Genomic DNA, 25,114 nt, shown 5'->3' on the forward strand with positions numbered 1-25,114 from the left:
CCTATTAGGACAGTAGCGATGGCAACCACAGCACAGTTGCAGGAAATAGGATGGTGATAGCCATGATCACGACATTGGCAGACAAGAACGGTAGTGCGCCCATGAAGATTTTCCCAATCCCCATTTTGGATATTGCTGAACAGACATTGAGGCAGTTTCCTACCGGTGGCGTACAGGCTCCGACTGCCAAGCCAGTGATCAGCAACACGCCAAACTGCAGTGAGGAAATACCGGCCTCTGTTGCGATCGGTAGGAATATCGGGGTCAATATAAGAATCGCCGGGCTGACATCCAAGAATGTACCTATGGCTAAGATAAATAACCCCAGCAACATCATTAGAGCAATAGGGCTGAGCTCAAGAGAAGTCAGGAAGGTGCTGATTTGATATGGGATATCTTCTAGCGCCAATACCCAAATGTACAGTTGTGACAAAGCGATGATCATCATGATTTTCGAGCTGGTCGTTACGGTGGCACTGACACAGTTGAGGAACTGTTTCATCGATAGGTTGCGGGTAAGGAAGAAACCTATGATTGACGCATAAACTACCGCAATAGCTGAGGACTCCGTTGGGGTTGCGATGCCTAATATCACCACGCCGATGATCAGTATAGGCATGATAAGTACATAGGACGAGCGGGCAATTTCAGTGAGCACGATGGCAACACTTATCTTGATATCTTCTTTGGGAAACCCTTTACGATAAGCCAGTATCAAGGTCATGGAGATCTGGAAAATGCCGATCATCAACCCGGGGATCGTCGCTGCTAGGAAAAGCGCACCGACGGATTCCTGAGCGGCAATCGCATACAGTACCATTGGGATGGAAGGCGGGATGATCATGCCCATGGTTGACGAGGCGACAGTGATCCCGGAAGCAAATTTCTTTGGATAGCCTTTTTCTTCCATTGCTGGGATCAGGATTGAACCGATCGACGCTGTATCTGAGGTCGATGAGCCGGAAATCCCGCCAAAGACCATGGATGATCCGACATTAACCAACCCTAACCCCCCGCGTAGGCGGCCGACAAATAGCATGCAGAAATTGATCAGGCGCTGGGTGATCCCCGACTCGTTCATTAACATGCCCATGAAAATAAACAGCGGTAGTGCCATCAAGGAGTATGAACTGAAGCCGGCGAATAAGCGTTGTGGCAACACTGAAATCAAGTCTGGTTCGGTAAGGAAAAAATAAACAAAGGATGAAATCCCCAGAGAGTAGGCGATAGGCACACCTAATAACAAAAGAACAGCCAGACTTCCAAGTAACAGTAACATAATTAATCCTCCCCAAGCCAAGATTTGCCGAGCGTATTGGTATCAAGTAAGCCGACAATGATTTTTATGCCGCAGAAGAACATCGAGAGTGCTGTACAAAGAGGCACCGCGGCTTGTGCCCACCAACGAGGAACTTGTAATAACGGGATATTGGTGTGGCCGGTGGTTTCAATCCACTCGAGAGAATAGGTAAAAATGACATAGTTGATGGCGAAAAGCAGAACAATCACTGATAAATCAAGTGCTTTTCGAATAGGTGTGGGCATTTGCTCAGCAAACCAACTGATAGTGATGTGTTCACGTTTGGCGATAGCGACTGCAGCACCGAAGCTGGTGGTATAGGCAAATAAGATCACTGCGATCTCATTGGCACCCATGATTGATTGGCTGAAGCCGTAGCGTAGCACCACTTGGGCGACGACAAGTGCCGCCATGATAAAGAAGCAAGTGCGAGAGAAGATATTGGCCATTCTTATCACAAAAGCTTCGCTCTTTAACAGAATAGGAACTAAGGCTCTGGGGCTTATTGGTCTTTTGACGGGGTTGTATTCTATGTCCATGTGGGGGTGCTCCATTACACACGCCAAGCGGAGTGTGGGGATGAGTTCAGGGTATTGCCTACCCGTGCTGGGTGGTAGGCAACCCCGGGGGAACGTTAACTACAGCTATTTGAGGCGTCGATAGCTGCGTTTATGTCTTCCCAGCTGAATTCACCACGTTGGACAAAGTAGTCATAAACCGACTGGGACTGCTCTTTGAGTTGGGCTTTATCGCTATCGGAGAGCTGTACGACGGTCATGTTTTTCTTCATTTTTTCGATAGAGCGGTTTTCTTCATCACGGTACTGGGCAACATTCATTGCCATGGTTTCCCGTGCCACTTCATCGAAAGTCTGCTGTAGATCGGCAGGTAAGCGGTCATACCAAGTTTTACTGACAATCAGCGGATCAGGGCCAATTGAGTGGTTATCGATAGTGATAGACTTGAGCACTTCATGCAGCTTGGAGTCGAGCATATTGGTTGGCTGGGCCGTCACACCATCGACAACACCGGTACGGAGTGCAGAATACGTTTCTGTCCACGCGACACCCTGAGGGTTGGTGCCGATGGCCTTTTCTAGGTGGTAAAGCACTTCGTCACCGGTTGGAACCCGAACTTTTACGCCCTTCAAGTCGTCTACGCCACTAATGTTCGCCTTGTTGAGACCATGGGCACGAAAGCCAATAGAGATCCCAACCGCAGGAATATGGAACCCTTTTCCTGCTGCTTCATCAGAGAGAGTCTGCATCCAGTCAGATTGAACGAGGCACTGGGCTTGGTCCCAGTTTTGGATGAGGTAAGGAAGAGACATGATGTGGTACTTGAAAGAAGCATCAGCATACATACCACCGCGGGTTCCCTGCAGTACACCGGTTGCCAAGGCATCAAGCGATTCACGCTCATTGCCGAGAACACCACCGAAGTAGTTGCGGACTTTAATGCGGCCATCAGTACGTTTTTCTAATTCTTTTTTGAAGTATTTCATCGAGTCACTGCGCAGTGACTTGTCACTCTGGGTATGGGCATATTTGAAGCTGAAGGTTTCAGCAGCCTGGGTGGTTAGGGGAACAGCAATTAGCAGAGATAGCGGTAACGAAAGCAGCTTTTTCATTGGAGAATATCCTTATAATTGTTGTTGGGCCGGCAGCGCCGGCCCGAGGGTCAGTTAAGCCATTTCAGTTTGCTTGATGCCAGCAAATTGGTTTTTGAATATGTTAATTGATGAACGGAAACCTTCTTCGAATGAACCGCCTTGTGGGCGGTAGACACTTTCGAGAGAAATAGCACCGTCATAGTTTTCTTCAAGCCATTGGGCAATGGCCGGCAGGTGTTGAGCCATCTGTCCTTGACCAAGAGGGCAGTTGGAAATCCGGGCTTGTTCGATGAACACATTGATGTCTTTCATGTGCACATGGCCAAGGTATCCACCCTCTAGGTTCTTCAGCGCTTCTGTCGGGTTTTCATGACAGAATAATGAATTGGCCGGATCCCACATGATCTTGAGGTGGTTGGTACCTAGGTCATCAATGAGCTTTTTGCCAAGGGCTGTAGAGGTAATGATGGCGTTGTTGCCAGTCTCTACGGCTAGGGTGATGTTTTCTTGCTGGGCCAACTCGACAATAGGGCGGAATAACTCGACAGTTTTGTCCCAAGCCCCATTGGCAACATTCCATTCCTCGGCACCGTTATCACCAAAGATGATCATTTCTTTTTTGAAGCTCATGGTGCGGACGATCGGGGCGTCGAGTAGCTGGGCCATTTCGATACAGCGCTTAAGCTTTTCCATATGCCCTTGGTACCACACATCGCCGATTTCGACATCGAAAACTGAGCGTCCAGCAAAGTTATGGCGGGAAATGGCAGACACTTTCAGGTCAAAATCATTGATCAGTGCCTGGGTCTCTTTGAGTTGCTTGGCATCAAGATCGCCAACTTCCTTTTTATGGAGAAATTGCAGCTCTGCATATTGCAAACCATGCTCTTTCATAACTTCCAGCGCGTAGGGAAAGTCGCGGCTGATTCCATCTGTGATTACACCAAGCTTTGCCATTTATTCTCTCCTAATTGTTCTGTGATAGTTGTTCTGTGGTGGTTCTTCTGAAATGGTGGTTAGCGATTTACCAATTCACTTCGGTATCAGATAGTTGCTCGAGTACTTTGACGATGGTCCAGTTATCGCCATTGGGGTAGACGGTTTTCCCGGCCTGGAACAGCTCATAAGCTGCTGAGGTGGTAAACATAGGGACACCTTTGTCCTTGGCCATCGTCATCGAAATCCCCAGATCTTTGTACATGGTGGCAATGTGGCTGCCTGTTTTCTCGAACTTACGATCCATGATTAACTTGGCGCAGTTGTTAAACAGCGGGCTTGCGGCGGCACTGGCACCGAACACGTCATAAAGTACTTTGCCCGACACGCCAGCTTTGCTACCCAGTACCAATGATTCAAAAATGCCGGCAAACGAGGCTCCGATATAGGCTTGCAGCGCAGCCTTAACGGTTTGTCCTTGGCCTGGGTTTTCACCAACATGGAAGATATTGGCGGAGATGGCCTCGAGTACATCCCGGTGGTTATCCAATACCGCAGACTGTGTCGCTAACATCAGCGTCAGAGTGCCATTTTGTGCCCCTGACAGGCCGCCACTAACCGGTGAGTCAATGATGTTGAGTCCCTGCTCGGCAGCGTAACGCGCAATGTCTTCCATTTCCGATAGGTGGATTGTGGCGGTGATAGCAACCGTACTGCCTTTTTCCATGGTTTCGGCAAGCTCCGATACCACCTGCATTGCTTGTTTGCCATTCATCACCATGACAAATGCCAGATCGACTTGGCTACCCATGTGTGAGCAAGAATCAGCTAGCTCACCACCCGCTTCACGAAATGCCAATGAGCGTTCAGGGTTCACATCAAAACCCACTACGGTATAGCCAGCAGCAAGCATGTTCTTTGCCATACCAGCGCCCATGTCACCGAGGCCTACAAATCCAACTTTTTTCATCTTCACTTTCCTATGCAATGAGTGTTACAGGACTGAAGTTGATACTAGATGGCTTGGGTCCATACCCTCAAGGAATCACGTGGTGCTTGATGTTTGATTTGTGATTAATATGTTAATGATGTGTATTATGAGGTTTTTTTTAACATCATAAAGGCGTCATCTCACAGTTTTAAACGCTATGAGACAAAAGTGTTAGGGGGAGTAAATTGCTTTGTGGTTTCTGTTTTTGGTTTTTATTTCAAAGTGTTATGTTTTGTTTCTGATTGGGTTAAATAGTGCCGTTGTAAAACAGAGTGTTATGTGAGGTGATGTTTGATGGCTGAAAATGATGGAGTTAAATTAAACATGCCATTAACATTTCGTTGTGTGGATTCCACGCTAAGGTATTCGACGTTTGGCTGAATGATGAAAAATGCTGTTAATCCATTATGTGGCTTGGGTATGTTTCTTCCTGTAATGGCTGGGCGCGGCACCGAGCTTTTTTTTGAATAATTTCGAAAAATGATAGACGTCAGGTAAGCCAACCCGCTCAGCGATTTGATTGATCTTGAGGTTTGTTGTTCGCAATAGCGTTGCGGCGGCATCTAATTTAATTTTGTGTTGGTAGTCCAGTGGTGAGAGGCCAACTTGCTGTTTGAATTGGCGGAACAGGTAGCCTCGAGACAAATTGGCCATATCAGCGAGTTGGCCCACACTCAGCTTGCTCTGGTAGTTGGTCTGGATGTGCTCCTGTACCAGCAGGAGCTTGGCGGCAAGGGTTGTTGACTCTCTGGGGATATAAATTTCGCGGGCGAGGGAATATATGATTTCAATGATGACCTGCTCACTCAGTACTTCATTGAGCTTCCCCGGCTCAAGGGTGTACTGAAGATATTTTTCAAATAGGTTTTCCAACCTGATGGTTTGGCTTTCGGAGAAACCCAGTGGAAAGTTGACCGTATCCAAATGGCGGCCGATGAGGGCTGATAACAAAGATTGGCTGGTCATTGCCAGCCCCTGCAGGTCTTTTTGTCCGGCAAACCGGAAGGTGATCTCGCTGTATTCGATATTCCCTTGCTGGAGGGGGGAGAAGTCATGTTCTTCTCCGGGCGAAGTGATCACGAATGTCCCTCGCTTGGCAGGATGTTCGTGCCTGTTTAGAAAAAAAGTATTGTTGCCTGCGGTGAATAACACCATGTGGTAGCAGTCACTGTGGCGGTGGGGAGCCGCTTTCTTATTTTTCGCAATACAGCGATTTTTCTGCCTGTGGGTCGCATGTAACAACTGGAAGCCATAACCGGTGCCATGTTGGTTAACACTCAATAGCTGCGCGCGGGTTGGCTCCCCATTGACGTTCGAAAAATGTCGCATTGATGTCACCATTTGACAAAATTTGTGGACTCCCTGCCATTCGATAACAGCAAAAAACGTCCTAAATTACAACATAAATTTAACAGGGGGCGTTATGGAAAATGAAAAGCAGTGGCATGTGTGCGAAATTAACCGTAAAAAACTCAAAGGGTTAATGAAAAGGAGTGATGCCAAAGGACTAGTGAGGCTAAGCGGGTGGCTAGCTTGCTTATGTGGCAGCGGGTTGATGGCTTATTCTGCCATTGGGACAAATTGGATGATCCCTGCGTTTATGTTGTACGGCGTGCTATGGGCTTTTTCCGAACCCCTTTCCCATGAATGTTCACACGGCACGCCGTTCAAAAGTCGCTGGCTTAATGAGGCGGTGTTTTTCATTACCGATTTAATGAACTTCAAAGAGCGTATCTACCATCGATGGATGCATGCTCGGCATCATACGCATACGATCTACAAAGAACAGGATCCGGAGATCCAGCTGCCTACCCCGGTTAAGATCCCTATCATGCTGTTTGAATTACTGGGTGTACGTGGGGCCTACCATTTCATAGTCGCGATGGTGAAGCATGCACGAGGGAAGTTTTCATCGCAAACCCTAGCCTGGGTTCCTGAGCCGGAACATCCCAAGCTAATTGCTGGCGCTCGATATTACTTGGCTATTTATGCTGCCATCATTGTCTGGGCCATCGTTATCCAAAGCCTGCTACCAATTGTGTTTTTCTTGCTACCTAAATTCTACGGCGCCTGGCTCAAGACACTTTTTGTATTTACACAGCATGTTGGCTTGGCTGAGGAAGTGGCCGATCACCGGCTTAATTCCAGAACCGTTTACCTTAATCCTGTCGCCAGCTTCTTTTACTGGAACATGAACTATCACATTGAACACCATATGTACCCATTGGTGCCCTTCCATGCGTTACCCGCCTTACACAAAGAAATAAAAGAGCAGCTGCCCCGTACCTACAAAGGTTTTGTCGAAGTTTACCGCGAAATGTTCACCACCTTGGTTCGGCAACGGAAAGATCCGACTTATTTTGCTCAGCGCCAATTACCGCAGGAGAACAAGGTACCTGATGTTGAACGTGCGGCATGAATATCCCCCAAGTTACTTGGGGATGCACACCACTTAAATGCAATCCACAGAGGGATAAATGATGGAAACAGCCATAGCTTACGAGAACAACTTGCTAATTAACTGGGTGGCAGTGTGTGAGGTGGATGACATCGAAGAGGAAGATGTCGTGCCATTCGAATATGGCGGCGCTTCTTATGCCGTGTATCACCTTGAAAGCGGCTTCTACGCTACAGCGGGGATTTGTACCCATGAAGTCGCCAAGATGGCCGACGGTTTTGTTATGGATGACATGGTGGAATGTCCCAAGCATCAGGGGCGCTTTCATATTCCGACTGGGCAAGCCAAAGGCGGGCCGGTGTGCGCCAACCTCAAGACCTATCCCACGAAAGTGTCAGAGGCAGTGGTATATATCGGTTTAACGGGCGATCAGGCTTAGTAATGATTGTAGGTGGAAGATGGATAAAATCGTAATTATAGGGGCAGGCCGTGCCGGTGTTCATGCGGCTTTTGCCCTTCGTGAGCAAGGTTTCAATGGACGTATTACGGTGCTGAATGAAGAGCCAGTATGCCCTTACGACAGGCCGCCACTATCCAAGCAGGTATTGTTGGGTGAACAGGTACTGAGTGATATAGAGCTTAAACGCCCTGAGGCGTATGCCAACGCAGATATTGGCATTGCCAGTGGTTGCCACGCCGTGCAGATAGACCGGGAGCAGCAGGTGGTACAAACGTCTGATGGTAAGGTCTGGCCTTACGACAAACTCTTGGTAGCAACGGGTGGTGCGCCGCGAAAGCTGCCTAAGCATATTGATCCGCATTGCTGCGTGAACTATTTGCGAACCTCCCGCGATGCTTACGAGCTACAACAGGCGCTGTTTGCTTTCAGCCAGCAAACGAGTAGTAAGGGTAAAGTAGCTATTATCGGGGCGGGGGTGATCGGCTTGGAAGTGGCCGCTGTCGCCAATCAACTTGGATTAGACGTTACCGTAATTGAAAGGGCTGGGCGGATCATGAGCCGGTTACTTCCACTGCCGTTATCCCGTGCCGTGCAAAGCTACCATGAGCAGAAAGGTGTGCTCTTTCATCTCTCCACTGAGGTTAATGCTGTTGAGCTACACAATGGGAGCGCACAGTTGATATTGGCCGATGGCTCTCCACTAAAAGCCGATATTATCGTTGCGGGGTTAGGGATGTTGCCAGAAACTGAGATTGCCCAACAAGCAGGGGTGCATGTGCAAGGCGGTATTGTGACCAGCGCGTATGGGCAGACTTCTGATGAAGCTATTTACTGTGCTGGTGATGTTAGTCATTTTTACCATCCGGTATTTGATGATTATGTACAGGTAGAGTCTTGGCAGCATGCCCAACTTCATGGCGAAAATGCTGCGATGAACATATTGGGGAAGAATGAGCCATACAAAGCCATTCCGTGGATGTGGTCAGATCAATATGATCGGAATTTGCAGGTTGCTGGCATGCCGGGGCTTGCCGATAGCTGTGTTTTTCGTGATGTTGGTGAAGGCAACTTACTTGCGATGGCCCTGAAAGGCAAGGTGCTTGTTGGGGCGATAGGGTTTGGCAATACCAAAATAGGTAAGGAAATTCGGATAGCCCAGAAGCTTATTGAAAAGCAGGCGGTGATCCCCCGAGCCCTGTTGCAACCAGCGGAGATGAAATTGAAGCCGCTTTTAAAGTTACTCTGAATCCAGTATATCTGAATCCATCATACAATAGCCCATGATATAAATGGGCTACTGTATCTTGTTGGGGACTATCACCACATCTCAGGCTTATTGAACGCAGCTACGCAGGATGAATTGCCTGCAATCGGTTCTAACGGCTGAGCGGTAAGCGATTGTGCCAACCAACCGTGCGGCTGGGATAGTGGCAACGGTGCCTTGAACTGTTGCTCGGTAATACACTCAAAGCCTATCTTGCTGTAAAAGTTCGGATCGCCATACGTAAAGGCCAGATCTATACCTTGTTGCTGCAGGGTGTCGAGGCCAAATTTGATCAGCGCTTGGCCAATACCTTTACCTTGGCTTTGGGTATCAACAGCAACGGGTGCCATCAAGAAGGTCGACTTGTCTGATTCAAATGTCAGGCGGGTGAATAGAATGCTGCCAACGATCTTATCTTCATCTGTTGCGACAAAGACGAAAAGGTCGTTCTTTTCTGTTGTGGCCAGTAACTCGGTAACCAAGTCACCGATCACTTTACCTGCGTCTATTCCTTCAGAGTCAGAAAAGGTTTGGCTAAAGAGTTGAATGATTTCTTCAGACTGGCGGTGTTGGTAGGTACTGTACTGCATTTTTTGCTCCTCATTTAATATGTACTGAAGCATAAACTGTAAAGTTATAGACAGGTCAATGCCTAATACCAACCATTTCTAATGGCTTAAACGTTAGTGGGAATTAAAAATGCAAATAGCAGAAGGCAGTGAATCGGTTTGGTATAAAACAAGCTTCGGATCACAAAAAAACTGAAAAGTGGTGTATTGGCATCAGATAAAGTTGGCAAAAGAGCCATAGTTCTTGTTTTCAACGCTGTTTCTTAGTGATAGTCTGAATTGACCGTAGGTGTTTCAACCTTCATTTGGATTCAAGGATGGATTTATGAGTTTGAAAGAAGATAAAAACTGGCGCAATCCCGAGCGAGATGCGCAATGTGCCGAGTACGAGGTTTACGTCGAGCAGATGAAAAGCCGAGGTTTATCTTGGGTCGATTTTAATGATTGGCTAGATATCTAGCCCTAACTACATACCTAATTCTTAATTTTAATATGCCGCGGTTCTGTAATCGCGGCATTTGCATTCGATGAACGATATAGAAAGTCCTACTTACGGCGCAATCCAAACCAACAGCGAAGTGATGGCCAATGGCGAAACCCGCTATCGCATGAAAGCCTGCGATGGTTCGGGTTATATTCGTACCCGTTATCCCGATGAACAAGGAAGCTGGCAGAACAGCCATTTTCATCAAACGACCTTCGAGACCTATATTGTCCAGTCTGGCTCGATTCTTTATGCCGAGCTCAAAAATGGAAAAGCACTCGTAAAAGAAGTGTCAGAAAATGAGGTGATCACGGTCAAACCCGGTGTGCCTCATAATGTTTTCGTGTGCCCTGAAACCGACTTGCATACTGTTAAGCATGGTCAATCCCAACCCGACGACTGGCATGCCTGCCCAGAGCTGGATGTCCTTCTAGCTTCTAGGGCTTCTAACTGCTAAGACTTTTAACGTTAGAGCCTTTAGCTGCTTGAATTTCACGTTGTTAGCTTTTTAGCTGATAACGCTTTTTGCTGGCTGTATTCTTCATTCCCCCCCCATCTCCAAAAAATTGTCGTTATTGAGCATTAATTAGGCAGTCGAACCTGCTTTATCCATTTATTTACTTTTTTTTCCGTCTTTTTCCCGCCTCGTTCGTCTTCTTTAGGTTGAAACCTTTTTGTGAAGTGAACAAATGACAAAGACCCAAGCTAAACACTTAGAAGCGGATATGCGTACGTTTCTTGGGGATGAGCACGTTAAAGTCTCGTTATCGGAAATTCGTCGGGGTATCGAAAGGGAGTTGATCCGGACCAACGCACATGATTCCATCTCTAGGCAGCCACACCCTAAGGCACTCGGCTCGGCGCTGACGCATCCATATATCACTACCGATTTTGCAGAGTCGCAATTGGAGTTGGTGACACCCGCAATGAGTGACCGTACGGCAATGTTAGATGCGTTGGCTTCGTTACATCGATTTGTTTCCCGTGGCTTGCCGCAAGGGGAGACCATGTGGGGGGCAAGTATGCCGCCAGTACTTCCCGACGATGCCGCTATCGAAATTGCTAACTACGGAAGTTCAAATAAAGGGCAACTCAAGATGCGCTACCGCCAAGGGTTGGCGAATCGATATGGTAAGCGAATGCAGATGATCTCCGGCATTCATTACAACTTCTCTCTGCCTACTTCTTTTTGGGTGGCGCTACATGCACATGTAAACAGTGAACAATCGTTGGAAGCGTTTACTTCAGATCGGTATTTCTGGTTAATTAGAAATATATTGCGCCACGGGTGGGTTATACCGTATCTTTTTGGCGCATCACCTGCGGTGGACCAAAGCTTTTTGGCTGGTACATCACATGATCTTGAACCACTGGACGACGATACCTTCTACTTGCCATGGGCGACGTCATTGCGTTTGAGTCGTATGGGGTATAGCAGTGATGAGCAGTCTTCATTTCCGGTGAGCTTCAATAACAAGCAGGACTACTTGCTGGGCCTATACCATGCCTTAACACGCCCAAGTGAACGCTATACCCATTTGCCAACCGAGCAGCAGCTCAATGGTTCGGTGCTGCAGCTGGAGAACGAACTGTATGGTTCGGTAAGGCCAAAAATTGTCAGTGACCAATTACGTCCGCTATTAGCCATGTGCCAGCAAGGTGTTCAGTACATTGAGCTGCGCAGCCTTGATAACAACCCGTTTTTGCCACTGGGGATCAGCGAACAACAAAGTCGCTTTCTTGATGTGTTTTTGACCTATTGCGCACTTGCACCTAGCCCCGTAATAACGGAGCAGGAACGTGTACTTATTGCCACACGGCAGGAATTGGTGGCAACACAAGGGCGTAAACCTGGGTTACAGCTACCCACGCTAAGCGGTGAACAGTCACTGCAAGCCCTTGGTGTCGATCTGCTATCGGCAATGGAGCCGGTCGCTGATGTATTTGACAGTGCCGTTGCGACGAATGCTTACCGGCATAGCGTTGTAGAGGAACAAAGTAAGTTTCTTGATAGCGGGAAAACGCCATCAGCACAATTGATAGCTCAGATGAACAGTCAAGGGATGTCCTACCGAGATTTGGTGATGCAGCTGTCTAGGCATCATAAAGAGCAGGATTGGGCGAATGCCATCGCAGGCGATGAATTGGAGCATTTAGAGCGACTGGCAACGGAGTCGTTATTTGAACAAGCGCAATTGGAAGCGCAGCAAGAGATTAGCTTTGATGAGTTTCTTCAACAACAAAACCGCTTGCAGTGTGACTGCGAGCAACAAGAGGTCGCGGTGTAATAACACATGAATATTCTTTGGAAATTGCGGGGCTACATAAAAATGTTTTCCCGCCAATATTTAATTGCCATTGTGGTGCTACAGGTTGTTGCACTGTTTAATTTGGTGCCGTCTTGGCTTATAGGCCGGATTGTGGACCGTATCAGTGACGGAGAGCTGACGGCGGCGACCTTATTGGTACACCTTGGTGGTATCGTGGTGGCTGCAGTTGCGATGTATGGCTTGCGCTATGTGTGGCAAAGCAGGTTGTATGGTGCATCGATTGCTATTACCAAAGTGCTGCGCCGGGATTTGTTCCAGAAGTTTTCCAAACTTTCACCATCGTTTTATGCCCGACGCAGTACGGGCGATCTCATGGCCCATGCTACCAATGACCTCAATGCGGTCGAAGAAGCGACTGGCATGGGAATCATGACGCTGGTGGACTCGGTGATCGCTGGTTTTACCGTTATCTTTGGCATGATTTTCGTTGTTAGCGGAGAGCTAACCGCAGTGGCATTGCTGCCATTCCCATTGCTGGTTTTGATCACGAGTAAGTACGGTACCAAACTGCATAAAGCTTTTGGACGGGCGCAGGCGGCATTCTCTAACTTAAACGAAGAATCCCGCGAAACGGTATCGGGGATCAGAGCCGTGCGCTCTCATGGTATCGGCCAGCGTCAGGAAAAACGTTTTGGCCAAACCCTTGATGAAACACTGGATGCAAATCTGGCGGTCGCCAAAGTCGATGCGGCGTTTGCGCCGACTATCCAGTTGGTATACGGCTTGTCGTTTGTGATTTCCCTTGGCTACGGTGCTTGGCTTATCAACCAAGGCGCGATTACCGTCGGACTATTTACTACCTTCACGCTCTATCTCGGTCAGTTACTGGGGCCATTTTTGCAATTTGGCTGGCAGTTCAATGTGTTTCAACGCGGTAGCACCTCGTGGCAACGGTTGGAACAGCTGTTTTCTGAAAAAGAGGATGTCGTGGAAGGGGCGAAAACGTTGCCATCTGATAGCGGGTCTAACCTGGCCATTAACGTTGATTCGTTCGCCTATCAGGGATCCAATCGACGTGCGCTAGAAAAGATTGAATTGAATATCGCCAGCGGTGGCTTTGTGGGGGTTACCGGTCCGACGGGCAGTGGCAAAAGTACCTTATTACAATTGGTGCTAAGGCAGTTTCCCCTGTCTGAGCCCTCAACAATCAGTATTGATGGCTACCCGGTTGAGAGCCTGACCTTTGAGTCATTGCGCGACAAAATGGCGTGGGTACCGCAAAAGCCTTTCTTATTTTCCGGCACCATTGCAGAAAACATCGCTTTGGCAAAACCTGAAGCCACTGAAGACGAGATTGCTTTTGTCGCCGAGATGGCGGGTATCAAAGCCGAAATTGACGCGATGCCAGACGGGTTCAGCACCGAATTGCGTGAAGGCGGCACCAACCTTTCTGGTGGGCAGCAACAACGCCTGACATTGGCACGAGCCTTATTGTCAGATGCCGACATCTTGTTGTTGGATGACCCATTCAGTGCGTTAGATATGAAAACAGAGGTGATTGTACGCCAGAACTTGAAGGCACATTACGGTCATAAAACAGTGTTGCTGGTGACGCAAAGGCTGACCAATCTGATCGAAGCGGATCATGTATTGGTACTCAATGACGGCCAAATCGAAGAGTGCGGTTCACACCATGAGCTGGTTGCCAAACAGGGATGGTACGCGATGGTGTATCAACGCCAGAGCCAGCTGACCCATCATCAACAAGCGCAAAATCAGTCAGAAGAGTCCGAAGCTGCCGATGCTCAACTTGTAGGAGACGTTTATGCTTAAGCGATTATTGACCTATTCATTGCCGCATAAACTCCGGTTTCTGGCGGCATTTGCCATGCTGGCGGTGGCGGTCAGTGCTGAGATGGCGATCCCATGGTTGGCGAAGACCATCCTTGACGATGTGATTGTACCTCAGCAATTTGAATGGCAGCACTTGGCATGGCTGACCGGTTTGGTGATGTTGTTCTATGTCATCTCGGCGCTATTTACCTACTTGCAGGCTGTGACGTTCCGTCACAGCGCATTGTTGGTGGTGAAAGATGTTAGGAAGGAGCTGTTTAGCCATGTGCTGAATTTTCCAATCCGGACCTTCGATAAACTGCCTGCGGGTAAGTTGGTCTCCTATATCACCAATGATACCGAGTCGATGCGCGACATGTTTGTGTCGACCATCCCGACCATTATTCAAGGCGGTTTGCGAATCGTGGCCATTTTCATTGCGATAGCGTTACTGGACTGGCATTTGATGCTACTGAGTTTGGTTTTGATCCCGGTACTACTGCTGACCATGCATGTTTACCGCAAGATTTCCTTGCCGGTGTTTGACGGCATTCGAACCCAGATCAGCAATATTAATGGTCGGATCAACGAGTCATTGCAGGGTATGGCACTGATCCAAGCCTTTCGTCAGGAAAAAGCCTTTGCAGAGAAATTTGAGCAGGACAACCAGCGTTGGTTTGAGTTTAGAACCAAGTCTATTGCGATCGATAGCTTGATGCTGCTGCCGCTAACACGTTTGGTTTCAATACTGACAGCGGCTGGGATTGTTGCATGGTTTGCCAATGCATCGCTGACAACTGTGGTGGAAGTGGGAACGCTATACGCATTTTTAAACTATATCGAACGTTTCTTTGACCCGTTTAGGCAGTTGTCGATGGAACTGCGCAAGTTGCAGGTGGCGACTGTTGCCTCCAAGCGTGTCTTTGAATTGCTCGATGATGACTCTGAGCGAGAGCATCACACTAAGCCCTTTGCGGACGTTGCTGGCCAGCATGATATCGAGTTTCGTCATGTTAACTTCGGTTATGAAGAAGGCAATCAGGTGCTGTCAGATGTCAGCTTTACGGCCAAAGGCGGTAAGTTCACCGCCATCGTTGGCCATACCGGTAGTGGTAAGAGCTCGGTGATCAATTTGCTGATGCGTTTCTACCAGCACCAGCAAGGGGACATCTTGATTGGCGGGCAGCCGATTGGATCCTTGCCGGATGCCCAATTGCGCCAGATGTTTGGTTTAGTGTCGCAAGACCCAACGATTTTTAGTGGTTCGGTGTTAGAAAATATCGATCTTTCACTTGATACCTTGGATCGGGACAAAGCCATCCTTGCCGCTAAGCAGGTCAAAGCGCACCGGTTTATCGACCGTTTATCCGGTGGGTATGATCATAAACCGGGACATGGAGGGGCATCCTTATCTGTGGGTGAAAAACAGCTGTTGGCACTGGCGAGGGCTATTTCCCATGACCCGAAAATATTCTTGCTTGATGAGGCAACGGCCAATATCGATAGCGATACCGAGGAAGCGGTAAAAGAGGCATTGGAAAGCATTCAGGATGGACGCACCGTTATCACGGTGGCTCACCGTCTTTCGACTATCCAGAACGCTGACCAAATCTTGGTGATGAACAGCGGCAGGGTGGTGCAAAGCGGTACTCATGATGAGTTGATTAGCCAAGACGGCGACTACCGAGACTTATACCTAGCGCAAAAAGCACAGGAAGAGAGCGAGCACCTTAGCAGTTCGCTGGGTTTAGTCGGTGCTACAGCCGCGTAATTGCAGAATTTAAGAGAAGTAAACAATGACAAACGAAAAGCAACGTTTTCTGTCGCAGCAGATCATTGAAGATGCCTGTGAGTGGGCCATCATGAACGGTGTCGCATTTAGGCAAGCTGACAATACCGCACGGCACTGCCCATTCAGCATCGCGCCGATGACAATGGAGCGTGGAGTGTATGAGCACCTGTTAAAAGTCACTCCGCTTATCACCAAGTTGATCAGCCATGTCTCTGAAGATCACGACTTCCTGCAAGCGTCATTGGGTGACATGGCCAAGGCGGATCCGTTTTTTGGTCGCTTGATGGCTCTTCATCAGCAAGCCCATGGTGACATCAGCGGCAGGCGCTACCCTGCGCGCCAGCCGCTATTGCTGATGCGTACCGACTTTATGGATGATCGCCATCACGGGGCGAAGGTTATTGAGTTTAATGGTATTGCAGCGGGTATGGGGCCTTTCGGCCAGCGCGCAACGGAATTCCATGCGTTCATGCAGAACCAATGGCCGCAGACCTACCAAAACTGGCTGGAAGATAGCACTGCTGTACCGGCGGAAAACCAAGGTCTTGAACAACTTGCCTATGCGATTGCCACATCGGCCACAAAGATCCAGGCAAATTTCAACACAGAAGGAAAACCGACGTTCTTGATGGTGGTGCAGAAGAACGAAGACAATGTCTATGACCAGCATTTGCTGGAAATTGCCTTGCAGAAACTGGGGCTGCGCACCGTTCGCCGTACCTTCGAACAACTCAGTACCCAGCTATCAACAGGGGACAACCAGCGTTTAATACTTGAGGGTGTCGGTGCCATCGATGTGGTCTACTTGCGGGCGGGCTACCAGTACTCCGATTATTGTGCTCCAGAGCTCAATGAACCGATCTGTTGCCATACCTTGAGCCAAACTCGACTTTTTATCGAGCAGCATAACGTGGCGGTCAATGCCACAATCAGCCAGCAACTAGCGACAAGTAAATCAATGCAGATGCTACTGACCATGATGCCAGCAGAGGATTATGCCCGCTGGGGACTCAGTCTAGAAGAAGCGAAGTTAGTGAAGAGCGTTTTGGCTGAGATGAAGCCGGTAAACACGAGCACGATTGAATGGTTTAATAGCCAAGCGGTTAAGCATGAATGGGTGTTGAAGAATCAGGGTGAAGGCGGTGGCCATTGCGTGTTTGGAGAGGAAATTAGCGACAAGTTAGGTCAGCTGTCACCCAATGAATATGACGCTTGGGCGTTGATGCAGCGTTTGTACCCACATGAGCGCGAGCAGCCAACAATCGCTGTGCGGGATGTCGAGCAAACTCTCGTGGATGATTTGGTCAGTGAAATTGGCCTGTTCACGGCGTACTTCAATGGCGAACCTGTCACTCAACTTGATGGTTATGCCGGTTATTTGATCCGCAGCAAGCCTGCGAGTGAAAACGAAGGGGGGATCCACAGCGGTAAGGGGATCCTCGACTCGTTAACTTTAATTGATTAAATAGATTGGAGAACAGATTTAGATAATCAGGGAGGCAGCAATGCCTCCTTTTTTGTGAGAGCTACAGCCTGAATAGTTCAACGCGCAGGTGGCTCTCGTCTTCGTAGGCAATCACAGACTGGAAATTACCATCTTGCTCAATAGCCGTAGAAAACCCCTCTTTGTCTTCACTACTGCCGATGAACAGGATCTGGGTGGACTTTATCATTAGTCCATCCTCATCGAAGCTTGAGGTCAAATCTTCATCAACCACGCACACAAGTACTTTGCCATAACGGGCATTGAGGTCAATATCGTGCGCTTTCGAGTACTGAACTTTGGTTTTGAGTTGTGACTCGACTGTATCGACAAGCCCAACAAAGCGATACAAATCGGTAGAGCAAGTCTGGGTTAGTTGCTCTACTTCATTATTCAGTAGCGTTTCCAAATCGCCATCAGGGTGGCGACCATGGGCGATCCACTGTTTTGCCGACTTTCTTATTGTTCGGTATTTGTTGGATTTAGCGATACGTTTGAAGTACTTAACTAAAATGTTGTTTCTATCAGCTAAGGTAAGGTGCTTGTCCAGTTTCTGAAATTCAAGGTGCAATAAAGCGTTGGTACTAACATCGAGCAACTGCTGGGTTTGGTTCATTAACGTGCTATCCAAATCTCTTCAAGATTATCGTATTCATTATATCGAAGTTCGGATATTTTTTTTACATTTTCTCTCATTTACTGCCAAATGAGAGAAATGGCAGTGGCAACGTCTGGTGTCAGGTGGGGGGCAGTGTACCGAGGTGGGGCAAATAACCTCGATATAGGCTAGTTATTTCGAGGTTGTTTCGAGGCCATTGGCATGAACTGTGCGAATGGAAGAGGCGTTGAATTCTGCAACGAGATGTCCCTTTAGTATGTCCTTAAGCGGGTTAGTAATAACCAAGCGCCAGTTCGTTTTGCAGTCTTGAGCGGAATGTTGATTTCAATATCTCGCCAAGCTGAATGTTCTTGCTTGTGTCGATGATTGTGAGTGATTCTATCCAATAAATATCTGCAAGTAAGTGTATATCTTTAGCCAGTTCGAATAAACTATCGATTGATAAGCTATTAATATTACCATCCCATGCTGTTGTTATATCGATGATAATCGATCTCTTAGTTTGATTGCTTTTATAGTTATTATTTAAATTAGCATGAGAGCTATCTATCAATATTATTTCACACTCTCCCTTTCCCTTATCATTAACATTGTAAGCGCGATCGTTAATATAAATATTTATGCTATTATCTTCTTCAAGCGAATCGTAAAATGACATTATTATTTATCTCTGTATGGTTTATGTTGTTAAATCTAACCTATCACTTGTCTTTTCTTGAGACCATGAATATGAGAAATTCAATTCTGTTATCGATGTTAATGATATTACATATATAACATGCAGAAATGAATAACTGTTAAACATAGTCATCTCAGCCCCATCATTTAATATTGCCACCAGTTAATTATTTCCCCTGTTGAAAATTAATATAAATAGAGATGACCATGAAAAATTACCTACTATATACAGCAGCTGCACTTGCAGGTTTTTCGGCAATGAGTTTCGCTAGTGAGTCTTCTCGACTGAGCGGTGAAATTATTGTGACCACAGGCTATATGTCTACAAACTCGAATTTGAGCACCGATGGTGATGCCCGTTTGGGTGACCTCAACAGTAAAGGATCGCACACCAATGATTTCATTGCCGCCCCGCTTGGTAGCCTGAGTTACCGATTGGGGGATGACAGCAATCAACGGGTATACCTAGGTACATCAAGGGATGACCTTGCAGTCGGTGATCTGGCCTTTGAGGTGGGTTATCAATACGATTTTGCCAACGGCACCCAGTTGGATGCAGCCTTTTTGCCAACGGTAGTGTCTGGTGAAGTGTGGGCTAACCCTTATCAAACAGGCAGCAACCGACAAAAAACGGATATTGAAGGCCATGCTTTCCGTATGAAGCTCAATAATATCAATAACTCTGGTATGTCACTGGATATGGCTTATGCCACTGCGGAAGTAGATAACGAGCAAGTCACAGAGCAGGCATTGCGCCGTGACCATGACACTTACTATATCAAGGGCTCGCACAATACGATGCTGAGCGAGCGTTCTGGCTTGATCTCTTCCGTGTCGTATACGCATCGCGATGCAAAAGGTAAAGCTGAAACGTTCGATCAATATAAAGCAGAGCTGACGTATTTTACGTCTGTTGATGCACACAGTTTGGCGCTGACGGGCGGTTATGCGCACCGAGATTATGATGGCAGCAACCCAATTTTCAACAAAGAGCGCTCGGATAATCGCTACAAGCTCTTCGTGGCTTATGAGTACGCTGATTTTGCTGGCTGGAAAAACTGGAGTCTGGTGTCATTGGCCGGGGCAAACTTCAACACCTCAAATATTGATTTCTATGAGAGTGAAGACTATCTAATGACTGTCGGTATGAGCTATCAATTCTAATTGAACCGCTAGGTAACCAGCTGTATGAGCCAGCTACCTGTCGAATTGGAGAAGCTACTCGGTCATGTCTGGCTGAACCACGCTATCAAAGAAGTTTTGCATGGTTTGATGAAGATGCTGGTTGAGCGGGTAGCCTCGCTTGGATTGGAGGTAGCTACCCGAGATACTGAACTCTGTTAAATGTGCAGGCATCTTGGGTAATGGGTAACAGGCTAATTTATCGCTTAGGTTCATGATATAGCTGCTACTGAACTTGATGGCATCAGAGTGCTCAAGTTTTTCAATAGCAACAGGAATACTGTGCGTTCTGAGTGCAATTTTAGGTGTAAACCCTTTATCTAAATACAGCTCATCGAAGGCATCATGCTTTACGTTGACAGCATCGGACACGAGTTTTATTAACGGGAGGTGCGCGATGGATTCTAGTTCGCTGGTTTGAGTCAGGATTGGATGGTTCTTCCTTGCAACCAGACTGATTTTTAAGCTGCTGAGATGGTGAGCATAAAGGTCTTGTGGCAGAGGATAAGGGGAATAGTGAACCATATAATCGATTTTGCGATCGAGAATGTCTTGCAGCGAGCCTTCTTGCCAATATATAAGCTCAAGGCAAGCATTGGGTAGTGCATTATTGAGTGCTCGGTATATCCCTTGGCCAAACGTCTCTAGCAAGCTTAATTCAAGGGCGATAACGACTTTGCCGCTATATTCAAGTGGGTTAAAGCTCTGGTAGGAGTCAAGTACATTCGCAAATGGGGTAAGCATGTTTTCAGCGGCTTCTGCTAGCTTTTCGGCCAGTTCTGAGGGTTCGACACCATGAGCTTTGCGGATAAATAACTGGTCGCCGAATGTTTCACGCAGTTTTGCCAACCCTCGGCTGACACTGGTTTGCGAAATACCGAGTTTTTCTGCTGCTGTTGATGTATTACGAGTTTCGACAACCACACGAAGTAGCTTCAGTAGATTAAGGTCAAGATCCTCAAGGTTTACTTTCATGTGTTCTGTCTACTCCATGGCCAAAGTCCAATATAAATCTTTTACTAACATAGCACATACAGATTTATTTAAAAGATTACTAATCATTGTGTTAATTATTTTGATATCTGGAGGGATAAATAAACTTTCTGCTTTTGTTTTTGAGTTTATATAGATTGAACAGTTATGCAGTCTGTTGCTGATTTTTATTATTTATTGGATCTCACGATTGAATTCTAGCTCGAGGCGAGGGACACCTTATTACTCTATTTCTTTTCAGGTGGAAACCCACTCTTTATCCTTACTCTACTGGCTGTGGTCTATATCGGGTTGTAGAATATAGTCGGCGTCAGCATTGCCAGTAATACATTAGGGCTTATCTCTGCGTGTCTTGTCGGTGGTGCTAAAGCAAAAGATCAGTAGGAATGCCCAGCTTGGACAAACCCTGATCTCAGATATTTGCCTTGCGATGTTCCCGACAATGGCATTGACGTGCCTTCAGTTATGGCAATTACAGAGCTTGGTATTGTTTTGAAGCGCTGTGATGATCTGTCAGGTCATTCTCTCGATTGGGTTTACTCTATTGGTGGTATTTAGGACCATGGAAAAAATCACGAGGTTGCAGTGATCAGTTCGGGGTTTGGCGGGATCACATTAGGCTCAACGGCTACGTCTATCGTAAGTATGACTGCGGTTACCCAGCAGTATGGTACTGCGCATAAAGCTTTCATCATTGTTCCACTGGTGTGTAGCTTTTTTATCGATATTGCCAATGCATTGATAATAAGTGCTTTTATTCAAGTGTTTTAGTGACGATATAGGTCAATAACATATTGAATTACCAATCGTTGGCTGTTGAGTGATGGCTTTTTTAGCCATCACTCAACAGCCATTTTAGTATGAGGCATATTCAAGCCATCCGTCAGGATTCAACGTGTGGATATATAATGATAATGCAGGAATGTAAGAAATGAGTGAAGTATTCAAGGTTTTTTATGCAATTAATAATGATAAAAGTAAGGCGATTTAACCTTTTAATCTTGAATTTCTGTGAGCGAATTATCAGAAATTGATTAAATGAGGTAAATTTTGTCATTTTCTTACTGAGATTACATTCAAAAATAGCGAATCATTCGTAAAAAAAAAGGTTGATGCTGCCACAGAATTAGCATAATTGCGGATATTTAGTCGAAAATTGACTATTTATTCCATTAACAGCAGTGTTCTAGTGAAATGATATTTTGATATGCGTCACATTTACCTCGAAATTTTTAACTTACTATTTCGTCACTTCGATAAGTATTTCAAATAAATCTATTAAAACCTCTGACCACATATAAGGAAAATGTCGACATGGCTGGCATCATTAAGGTTTCACGCAATACAGAAAATGCCCCTCAAAGCACGCTTTCTTCTCAAACAGTTGCTTTTTCTCACTACAATAACTTTTCTGCACAGTTACCTGTTGACCCAAAAACAGGTGAAATTGTTGTTGGTGACGTAAAAGATCAAGCAACACAGTGTCTGACTAATATTAAAGCCATTGTTGAAAGTATCAATCACGTAATGGATGACGTTGTAAAAATTAACGTCTTCCTTAAAGATATTGCTGATATGGAAGCAGTTGACGAAGTTTACAAAACATTCTTCGCTAATCTTCTGCCTACTCGTACCGTGGTTCAAGTTGCTGCGTTACCGATGAGCGATGCACTGGTTCAAATGGATGCACTTATCTCAAACGGTGAAGGTACTGCGCCGCAAGACCCTTGCGCGCTAATCAAGCTTTCTCGCAACACTGAAAATGCGCCTCAAAGTGCAGTATCCACTCAAACAGTTGCTTTCTCTCACTACAACAACATCTCAGCTCAACTACCGGTTGACCCGAAAACTGGCGCGCTTGTAGAAGGTGGTGTGAAAGAGCAAACTGCACAGTGCCTTAAAAACATGAAAGCGGTACTGGAAAGCATTGACGTTCCTTTCGATGACATCGTTAAAATCAACATGTACTTGAACGACCTGTCTGATGTTGATGCAGTAAACGAAGTGTACTCAACCTTCTTCCCTGATTCAGCGATTGCTCGTACAGTAGCTTACGTACCAGCTCGTTCAGTTATTGCTGCAGATGCGCTACCTATGGGGGCATTGGTCCAGATTGATGCTTCTGTATCTCACGGCGACGGTACACCTCCACAAGAAGTTGAAGATCGTCATAACATCGTGATCCGTGCAAACAATACTGATGCTGCACCACGTAACGCATTGCACACACAAACAGTAGCCTTCTCTCACTACAACCACGTTGCAGCTCAACTTCCAGTTGATGTTAAAACAAATGCAATCGTAGCTGGTGGTGCTAAAGAGCAAGCTGAGCAGTGCATGAAAAACATCAAAGCTATCGTTGAGAGTGTTGACCACGTAATGGATGACATCGTTAAAATCAACATTCAGCTTAAAGATGTTGCTGATATCGATGCGGTAAACGAAGTGTATACAACGTTCTTCCAAGGCGATCTACCAGCACGTACTGTTGTGGGTGTTTCTCAAATTGAAATGGGCGCTCTAGTACAAATCGATGCTGTTGTTTCTAACGGTGAAGGCACTCTGCCACAAGCATAATATTATTTGAATGCGGATTAGCCAGTATGTAAAGGCTACAAGCCGCATTCAATAACAATAATTGGGCAGGCTCTTATTATTTGAATACTTCAGTGAGATTCAAATAATAAGGGCCTGTTTTTTTAGTTAATGAGCAAGATAGGTAATGCGCACCTAAAAGTCCCACTGTAGGTAGAGGCTATTATAGTCACTGCCACCTTTGATCCTGCCGAAGGCGGAGGTTTGGGTGAAGATCCCCGAGCGGTGATGCAGGCTGTAGCCGAGCCACATATTCGACAGCGACTTGTTGTTGAGTATATCCCCCATGTTTACATCGAAGGAGAAATCCAAGTAGTTCATCAGCTTACTGGGTTTGTAGCCTTTCTCGCTTAATCGCTCCTTTTCAATATGGCTGATTTGGGTGCTATAGGAGATCCCCTCAGCAAAGCCGAAGCGCCAGGTTGTTGGCCAATTAAAGGTATAGTAAGCCTTTATTGCCATAACATATTCGCCAAAACCACCTTGTACGTCTGACTTATGATGCTGGACAAACCCCGGGGTGAGATAGAAGTCCAGTGGCCAGCCAAATACGGTGTCAGCGATAGGGTGGCCATAAAATACTGAGGTCATGGTGTTTCGGTATGGGTCCGTTTTATTATCGAACATTAACAGATCTGACACACCGGAGGTGGTGGCGACACCACTGGCAATTCGCAGGTACGAGTTGGTTGGGAGCTGTGAGTGTGTTCTTTGCCCTGGGGTATTGAATAGCGCCAGGCCTAGGTAGGTTTCCCATTGTGTCCTTGAGTCGACTATATCACTTTGATAAGTTTTATTATCGAGCAGGGTGGCATTGGTTTGGCCGACCGCATAGAGGTTTTCATAGAGCTGGTAGCGGCCTTTGACACCGGCGCTATAGCTAAAGCCGTAACCAATGTCCTCGGTGTTCAGGGCGTAGTAGGTGTTATTGAATCTCGAGGATTTCCCCGTTACGGTGACATAAGGGCTAATACGCCAAGCTGGGTGGTCAATGGTGTATTCACTAGTCAGGTTGGAATAGACCCGACCATCTTTATCGCTAAGTAACTCTGCGCTGATATCAAGCTGTGGCGAATAGTGCCAGGTGATATTACCGCCAAGATCAAACTGGGTGCCTTGTACGTCATTCTGGTAGCGCTTGGGGATATCAAAAAAACGGATCCTGCCGAGTGCACCTACAGAGACGTTATCACTTTGGTAAAACCGGTATCCGCCGGAAGCACCATCGAGGTAAAAACTCTCGCCTTGGTAAAATAGCAGCGGTATAACATCGTGTACCACATTGTCGCTGCTATCAAAGATGATGTTTGCGCTGCGCATGCCAATCCCTACACCCCAGCTTTCTTTTTCTGAATGAGGGGAAGCATCGGCAGCGGCATTGCTAACGGCAATAAAGGTGGCTAAAAGAGGTAATAAATAGTGATATTTCATTATTGACACTCGTATAAGTGAACCGAGTGCTAATTGGAATTAACACTCATTGCTTATTTTATTAGAGACATATCCATTGCCATTACCCCCTGCATCAAGGAGCTTTAAAGATATCTTTTATTTGATGTATATATTGTTTGTGCTTTGTATTTTATATAGAGGGACAGATAAGTGAATGACTATCAGATATTCACTTTATAACGATTATATTTATCTAGTTGAAG

At 46.6% G+C, this 25,114-nt stretch carries 22 protein-coding genes and 1 pseudogene; 12 read left to right on the forward strand and 11 right to left on the reverse strand.

Features of this window, described 5'->3' with window-relative positions; translation table 11 throughout:
• Positions 1 to 4: 4 nt before the first annotated feature.
• The 6 genes from L4D79_RS10470 to L4D79_RS10495 form a co-directional block, all read right to left on the reverse strand.
• On the reverse strand, positions 5 to 1,279 hold the full coding sequence (locus L4D79_RS10470; protein WP_428650986.1) for a TRAP transporter large permease: 1,275 nt from the start codon (positions 1,277 to 1,279) through the stop codon (positions 5 to 7).
• Between the two features lie 2 nt (positions 1,280 to 1,281).
• Positions 1,282 to 1,749, reverse strand: a complete 468-nt coding sequence (locus tag L4D79_RS10475; RefSeq protein WP_428650989.1) for a TRAP transporter small permease — start codon at positions 1,747 to 1,749, stop codon at positions 1,282 to 1,284.
• Between the two features lie 185 nt (positions 1,750 to 1,934).
• On the reverse strand, positions 1,935 to 2,930 hold the full coding sequence (locus L4D79_RS10480) for a TRAP transporter substrate-binding protein (protein WP_428650992.1): 996 nt from the start codon (positions 2,928 to 2,930) through the stop codon (positions 1,935 to 1,937).
• A 54-nt stretch (positions 2,931 to 2,984) separates the two neighbouring features.
• A complete protein-coding gene (locus L4D79_RS10485) occupies positions 2,985 to 3,869 on the reverse strand; it encodes a sugar phosphate isomerase/epimerase family protein (protein ID WP_428650995.1) in 885 nt (294 codons plus the stop codon).
• Between the two features lie 67 nt (positions 3,870 to 3,936).
• Complete coding sequence (locus L4D79_RS10490) at positions 3,937 to 4,818, reverse strand: NAD(P)-dependent oxidoreductase (protein WP_428650998.1); 882 nt, start codon at positions 4,816 to 4,818, stop codon at positions 3,937 to 3,939.
• 426 nt (positions 4,819 to 5,244) lie between these two features.
• The gene (locus L4D79_RS10495) at positions 5,245 to 6,168 is read right to left on the reverse strand and encodes a helix-turn-helix domain-containing protein (protein WP_428651001.1); all 924 of its coding nucleotides are present in this window, start codon (positions 6,166 to 6,168) and stop codon (positions 5,245 to 5,247) included.
• A gap of 94 nt (positions 6,169 to 6,262) precedes the next feature.
• On the opposite strand from L4D79_RS10495, the gene L4D79_RS10500 reads away from it, so the two are divergent.
• From L4D79_RS10500 to L4D79_RS10510, 3 genes are all read left to right on the forward strand, one after another.
• The gene (locus tag L4D79_RS10500) at positions 6,263 to 7,258 is read left to right on the forward strand and encodes a fatty acid desaturase (protein ID WP_428651004.1); all 996 of its coding nucleotides are present in this window, start codon (positions 6,263 to 6,265) and stop codon (positions 7,256 to 7,258) included.
• A 61-nt stretch (positions 7,259 to 7,319) separates the two neighbouring features.
• On the forward strand, positions 7,320 to 7,676 hold the full coding sequence (locus L4D79_RS10505) for a Rieske 2Fe-2S domain-containing protein (RefSeq protein ID WP_428651008.1): 357 nt from the start codon (positions 7,320 to 7,322) through the stop codon (positions 7,674 to 7,676).
• Positions 7,677 to 7,695: 19 nt separating this feature from the next.
• The gene (locus tag L4D79_RS10510; RefSeq protein WP_428651011.1) at positions 7,696 to 8,943 is read left to right on the forward strand and encodes an NAD(P)/FAD-dependent oxidoreductase; all 1,248 of its coding nucleotides are present in this window, start codon (positions 7,696 to 7,698) and stop codon (positions 8,941 to 8,943) included.
• A gap of 71 nt (positions 8,944 to 9,014) precedes the next feature.
• Here L4D79_RS10510 and L4D79_RS10515 read toward each other — a convergent pair whose 3' ends face one another.
• Positions 9,015 to 9,551 (reverse strand): GNAT family N-acetyltransferase, encoded by a 537-nt coding sequence (locus tag L4D79_RS10515; protein ID WP_428651014.1) that lies wholly within the window; start codon positions 9,549 to 9,551, stop codon positions 9,015 to 9,017.
• 304 nt (positions 9,552 to 9,855) lie between these two features.
• Here L4D79_RS10515 and L4D79_RS10520 point away from each other — a divergent pair, with 304 nt between their 5' ends.
• The 6 genes from L4D79_RS10520 (at position 9,856) to L4D79_RS10545 (ending at position 17,374) form a co-directional block, all read left to right on the forward strand.
• Positions 9,856 to 9,990, forward strand: a complete 135-nt coding sequence (locus tag L4D79_RS10520; protein WP_428651017.1) for a hypothetical protein — start codon at positions 9,856 to 9,858, stop codon at positions 9,988 to 9,990.
• Between the two features lie 67 nt (positions 9,991 to 10,057).
• Complete coding sequence (locus L4D79_RS10525) at positions 10,058 to 10,471, forward strand: hypothetical protein (protein WP_428651020.1); 414 nt, start codon at positions 10,058 to 10,060, stop codon at positions 10,469 to 10,471.
• 232 nt (positions 10,472 to 10,703) lie between these two features.
• Positions 10,704 to 12,302 carry a glutamate--cysteine ligase gene (gshA, locus tag L4D79_RS10530; RefSeq protein ID WP_428651023.1) on the forward strand — a complete coding sequence of 533 codons (1,599 nt, stop codon included), beginning with the start codon at positions 10,704 to 10,706 and terminating at the stop codon, positions 12,300 to 12,302.
• A 6-nt stretch (positions 12,303 to 12,308) separates the two neighbouring features.
• Complete coding sequence (locus L4D79_RS10535; RefSeq protein ID WP_428651025.1) at positions 12,309 to 14,117, forward strand: ABC transporter ATP-binding protein; 1,809 nt, start codon at positions 12,309 to 12,311, stop codon at positions 14,115 to 14,117.
• A complete protein-coding gene (locus L4D79_RS10540; protein ID WP_428651029.1) occupies positions 14,110 to 15,888 on the forward strand; it encodes an ABC transporter ATP-binding protein in 1,779 nt (592 codons plus the stop codon). The genes L4D79_RS10535 and L4D79_RS10540 overlap by 8 nt, the downstream gene beginning before the upstream one ends.
• Before the next feature lie 25 nt (positions 15,889 to 15,913).
• Positions 15,914 to 17,374: a glutathione synthase gene (locus tag L4D79_RS10545; RefSeq protein WP_428651032.1), complete on the forward strand. Its 1,461-nt coding sequence runs from the start codon at positions 15,914 to 15,916 to the stop codon at positions 17,372 to 17,374.
• A 61-nt stretch (positions 17,375 to 17,435) separates the two neighbouring features.
• Here the strand turns inward: L4D79_RS10545 and L4D79_RS10550 are convergent, their stop codons facing one another.
• Positions 17,436 to 18,008, reverse strand: coding sequence for a DUF2913 family protein (locus tag L4D79_RS10550; RefSeq protein ID WP_428651035.1), 573 nt, complete (start codon positions 18,006 to 18,008; stop codon positions 17,436 to 17,438).
• A gap of 274 nt (positions 18,009 to 18,282) precedes the next feature.
• Positions 18,283 to 18,669 carry a hypothetical protein gene (locus tag L4D79_RS10555; protein ID WP_428651037.1) on the reverse strand — a complete coding sequence of 129 codons (387 nt, stop codon included), beginning with the start codon at positions 18,667 to 18,669 and terminating at the stop codon, positions 18,283 to 18,285.
• 227 nt (positions 18,670 to 18,896) lie between these two features.
• On the opposite strand from L4D79_RS10555, the gene L4D79_RS10560 reads away from it, so the two are divergent.
• A complete protein-coding gene (locus L4D79_RS10560; protein ID WP_428651039.1) occupies positions 18,897 to 19,853 on the forward strand; it encodes a DUF2860 domain-containing protein in 957 nt (318 codons plus the stop codon).
• Positions 19,854 to 19,907: 54 nt separating this feature from the next.
• Here the strand turns inward: L4D79_RS10560 and L4D79_RS10565 are convergent, their stop codons facing one another.
• Positions 19,908 to 20,846: a LysR family transcriptional regulator gene (locus tag L4D79_RS10565; RefSeq protein ID WP_428651042.1), complete on the reverse strand. Its 939-nt coding sequence runs from the start codon at positions 20,844 to 20,846 to the stop codon at positions 19,908 to 19,910.
• 594 nt (positions 20,847 to 21,440) lie between these two features.
• On the opposite strand from L4D79_RS10565, the pseudogene L4D79_RS10570 reads away from it, so the two are divergent.
• Positions 21,441 to 21,635 (forward strand): annotated as a pseudogene (locus L4D79_RS10570) (sodium/glutamate symporter); the annotation flags it as partial.
• A gap of 543 nt (positions 21,636 to 22,178) precedes the next feature.
• Complete coding sequence (locus L4D79_RS10575; protein WP_428651044.1) at positions 22,179 to 23,441, forward strand: RidA family protein; 1,263 nt, start codon at positions 22,179 to 22,181, stop codon at positions 23,439 to 23,441.
• Positions 23,442 to 23,594: 153 nt separating this feature from the next.
• Here L4D79_RS10575 and L4D79_RS10580 read toward each other — a convergent pair whose 3' ends face one another.
• Entirely contained in the window at positions 23,595 to 24,890 is a 1,296-nt protein-coding gene (locus L4D79_RS10580; RefSeq protein WP_428651047.1) for a MipA/OmpV family protein, read from the reverse strand.
• Between the last annotated feature and the right edge of the window lie 224 nt (positions 24,891 to 25,114).

The organism is Photobacterium satsumensis (assembly GCF_050336935.1).
Lineage (GTDB): Bacteria > Pseudomonadota > Gammaproteobacteria > Enterobacterales > Vibrionaceae > Photobacterium > Photobacterium satsumensis.

Excerpts from the sequence above, each read along its gene's own strand:
- L4D79_RS10470 (WP_428650986.1), bottom strand. The coding sequence starts at position 1,279 with ATGTTACTGTTACTTGGAAGTCTGGCTGTTCTTTTGTTATTAGGTGTG.
- L4D79_RS10475 (WP_428650989.1), bottom strand. The coding sequence starts at position 1,749 with ATGGCCAATATCTTCTCTCGCACTTGCTTCTTTATCATGGCGGCACTT.
- L4D79_RS10480 (WP_428650992.1), bottom strand. The coding sequence starts at position 2,930 with ATGAAAAAGCTGCTTTCGTTACCGCTATCTCTGCTAATTGCTGTTCCC.
- L4D79_RS10485 (WP_428650995.1), bottom strand. The coding sequence starts at position 3,869 with ATGGCAAAGCTTGGTGTAATCACAGATGGAATCAGCCGCGACTTTCCC.
- L4D79_RS10490 (WP_428650998.1), bottom strand. The coding sequence starts at position 4,818 with ATGAAAAAAGTTGGATTTGTAGGCCTCGGTGACATGGGCGCTGGTATG.
- L4D79_RS10495 (WP_428651001.1), bottom strand. The coding sequence starts at position 6,168 with ATGCGACATTTTTCGAACGTCAATGGGGAGCCAACCCGCGCGCAGCTA.
- L4D79_RS10500 (WP_428651004.1), top strand. The coding sequence starts at position 6,263 with ATGGAAAATGAAAAGCAGTGGCATGTGTGCGAAATTAACCGTAAAAAA.
- L4D79_RS10505 (WP_428651008.1), top strand. The coding sequence starts at position 7,320 with ATGGAAACAGCCATAGCTTACGAGAACAACTTGCTAATTAACTGGGTG.
- L4D79_RS10510 (WP_428651011.1), top strand. The coding sequence starts at position 7,696 with ATGGATAAAATCGTAATTATAGGGGCAGGCCGTGCCGGTGTTCATGCG.
- L4D79_RS10515 (WP_428651014.1), bottom strand. The coding sequence starts at position 9,551 with ATGCAGTACAGTACCTACCAACACCGCCAGTCTGAAGAAATCATTCAA.
- L4D79_RS10520 (WP_428651017.1), top strand. The coding sequence starts at position 9,856 with ATGAGTTTGAAAGAAGATAAAAACTGGCGCAATCCCGAGCGAGATGCG.
- L4D79_RS10525 (WP_428651020.1), top strand. The coding sequence starts at position 10,058 with ATGAACGATATAGAAAGTCCTACTTACGGCGCAATCCAAACCAACAGC.
- gshA (WP_428651023.1), top strand. The coding sequence starts at position 10,704 with ATGACAAAGACCCAAGCTAAACACTTAGAAGCGGATATGCGTACGTTT.
- L4D79_RS10535 (WP_428651025.1), top strand. The coding sequence starts at position 12,309 with ATGAATATTCTTTGGAAATTGCGGGGCTACATAAAAATGTTTTCCCGC.
- L4D79_RS10540 (WP_428651029.1), top strand. The coding sequence starts at position 14,110 with ATGCTTAAGCGATTATTGACCTATTCATTGCCGCATAAACTCCGGTTT.
- L4D79_RS10545 (WP_428651032.1), top strand. The coding sequence starts at position 15,914 with ATGACAAACGAAAAGCAACGTTTTCTGTCGCAGCAGATCATTGAAGAT.
- L4D79_RS10550 (WP_428651035.1), bottom strand. The coding sequence starts at position 18,008 with ATGAACCAAACCCAGCAGTTGCTCGATGTTAGTACCAACGCTTTATTG.
- L4D79_RS10555 (WP_428651037.1), bottom strand. The coding sequence starts at position 18,669 with ATGTCATTTTACGATTCGCTTGAAGAAGATAATAGCATAAATATTTAT.
- L4D79_RS10560 (WP_428651039.1), top strand. The coding sequence starts at position 18,897 with ATGAAAAATTACCTACTATATACAGCAGCTGCACTTGCAGGTTTTTCG.
- L4D79_RS10565 (WP_428651042.1), bottom strand. The coding sequence starts at position 20,846 with ATGAAAGTAAACCTTGAGGATCTTGACCTTAATCTACTGAAGCTACTT.
- L4D79_RS10575 (WP_428651044.1), top strand. The coding sequence starts at position 22,179 with ATGGCTGGCATCATTAAGGTTTCACGCAATACAGAAAATGCCCCTCAA.
- L4D79_RS10580 (WP_428651047.1), bottom strand. The coding sequence starts at position 24,890 with ATGAAATATCACTATTTATTACCTCTTTTAGCCACCTTTATTGCCGTT.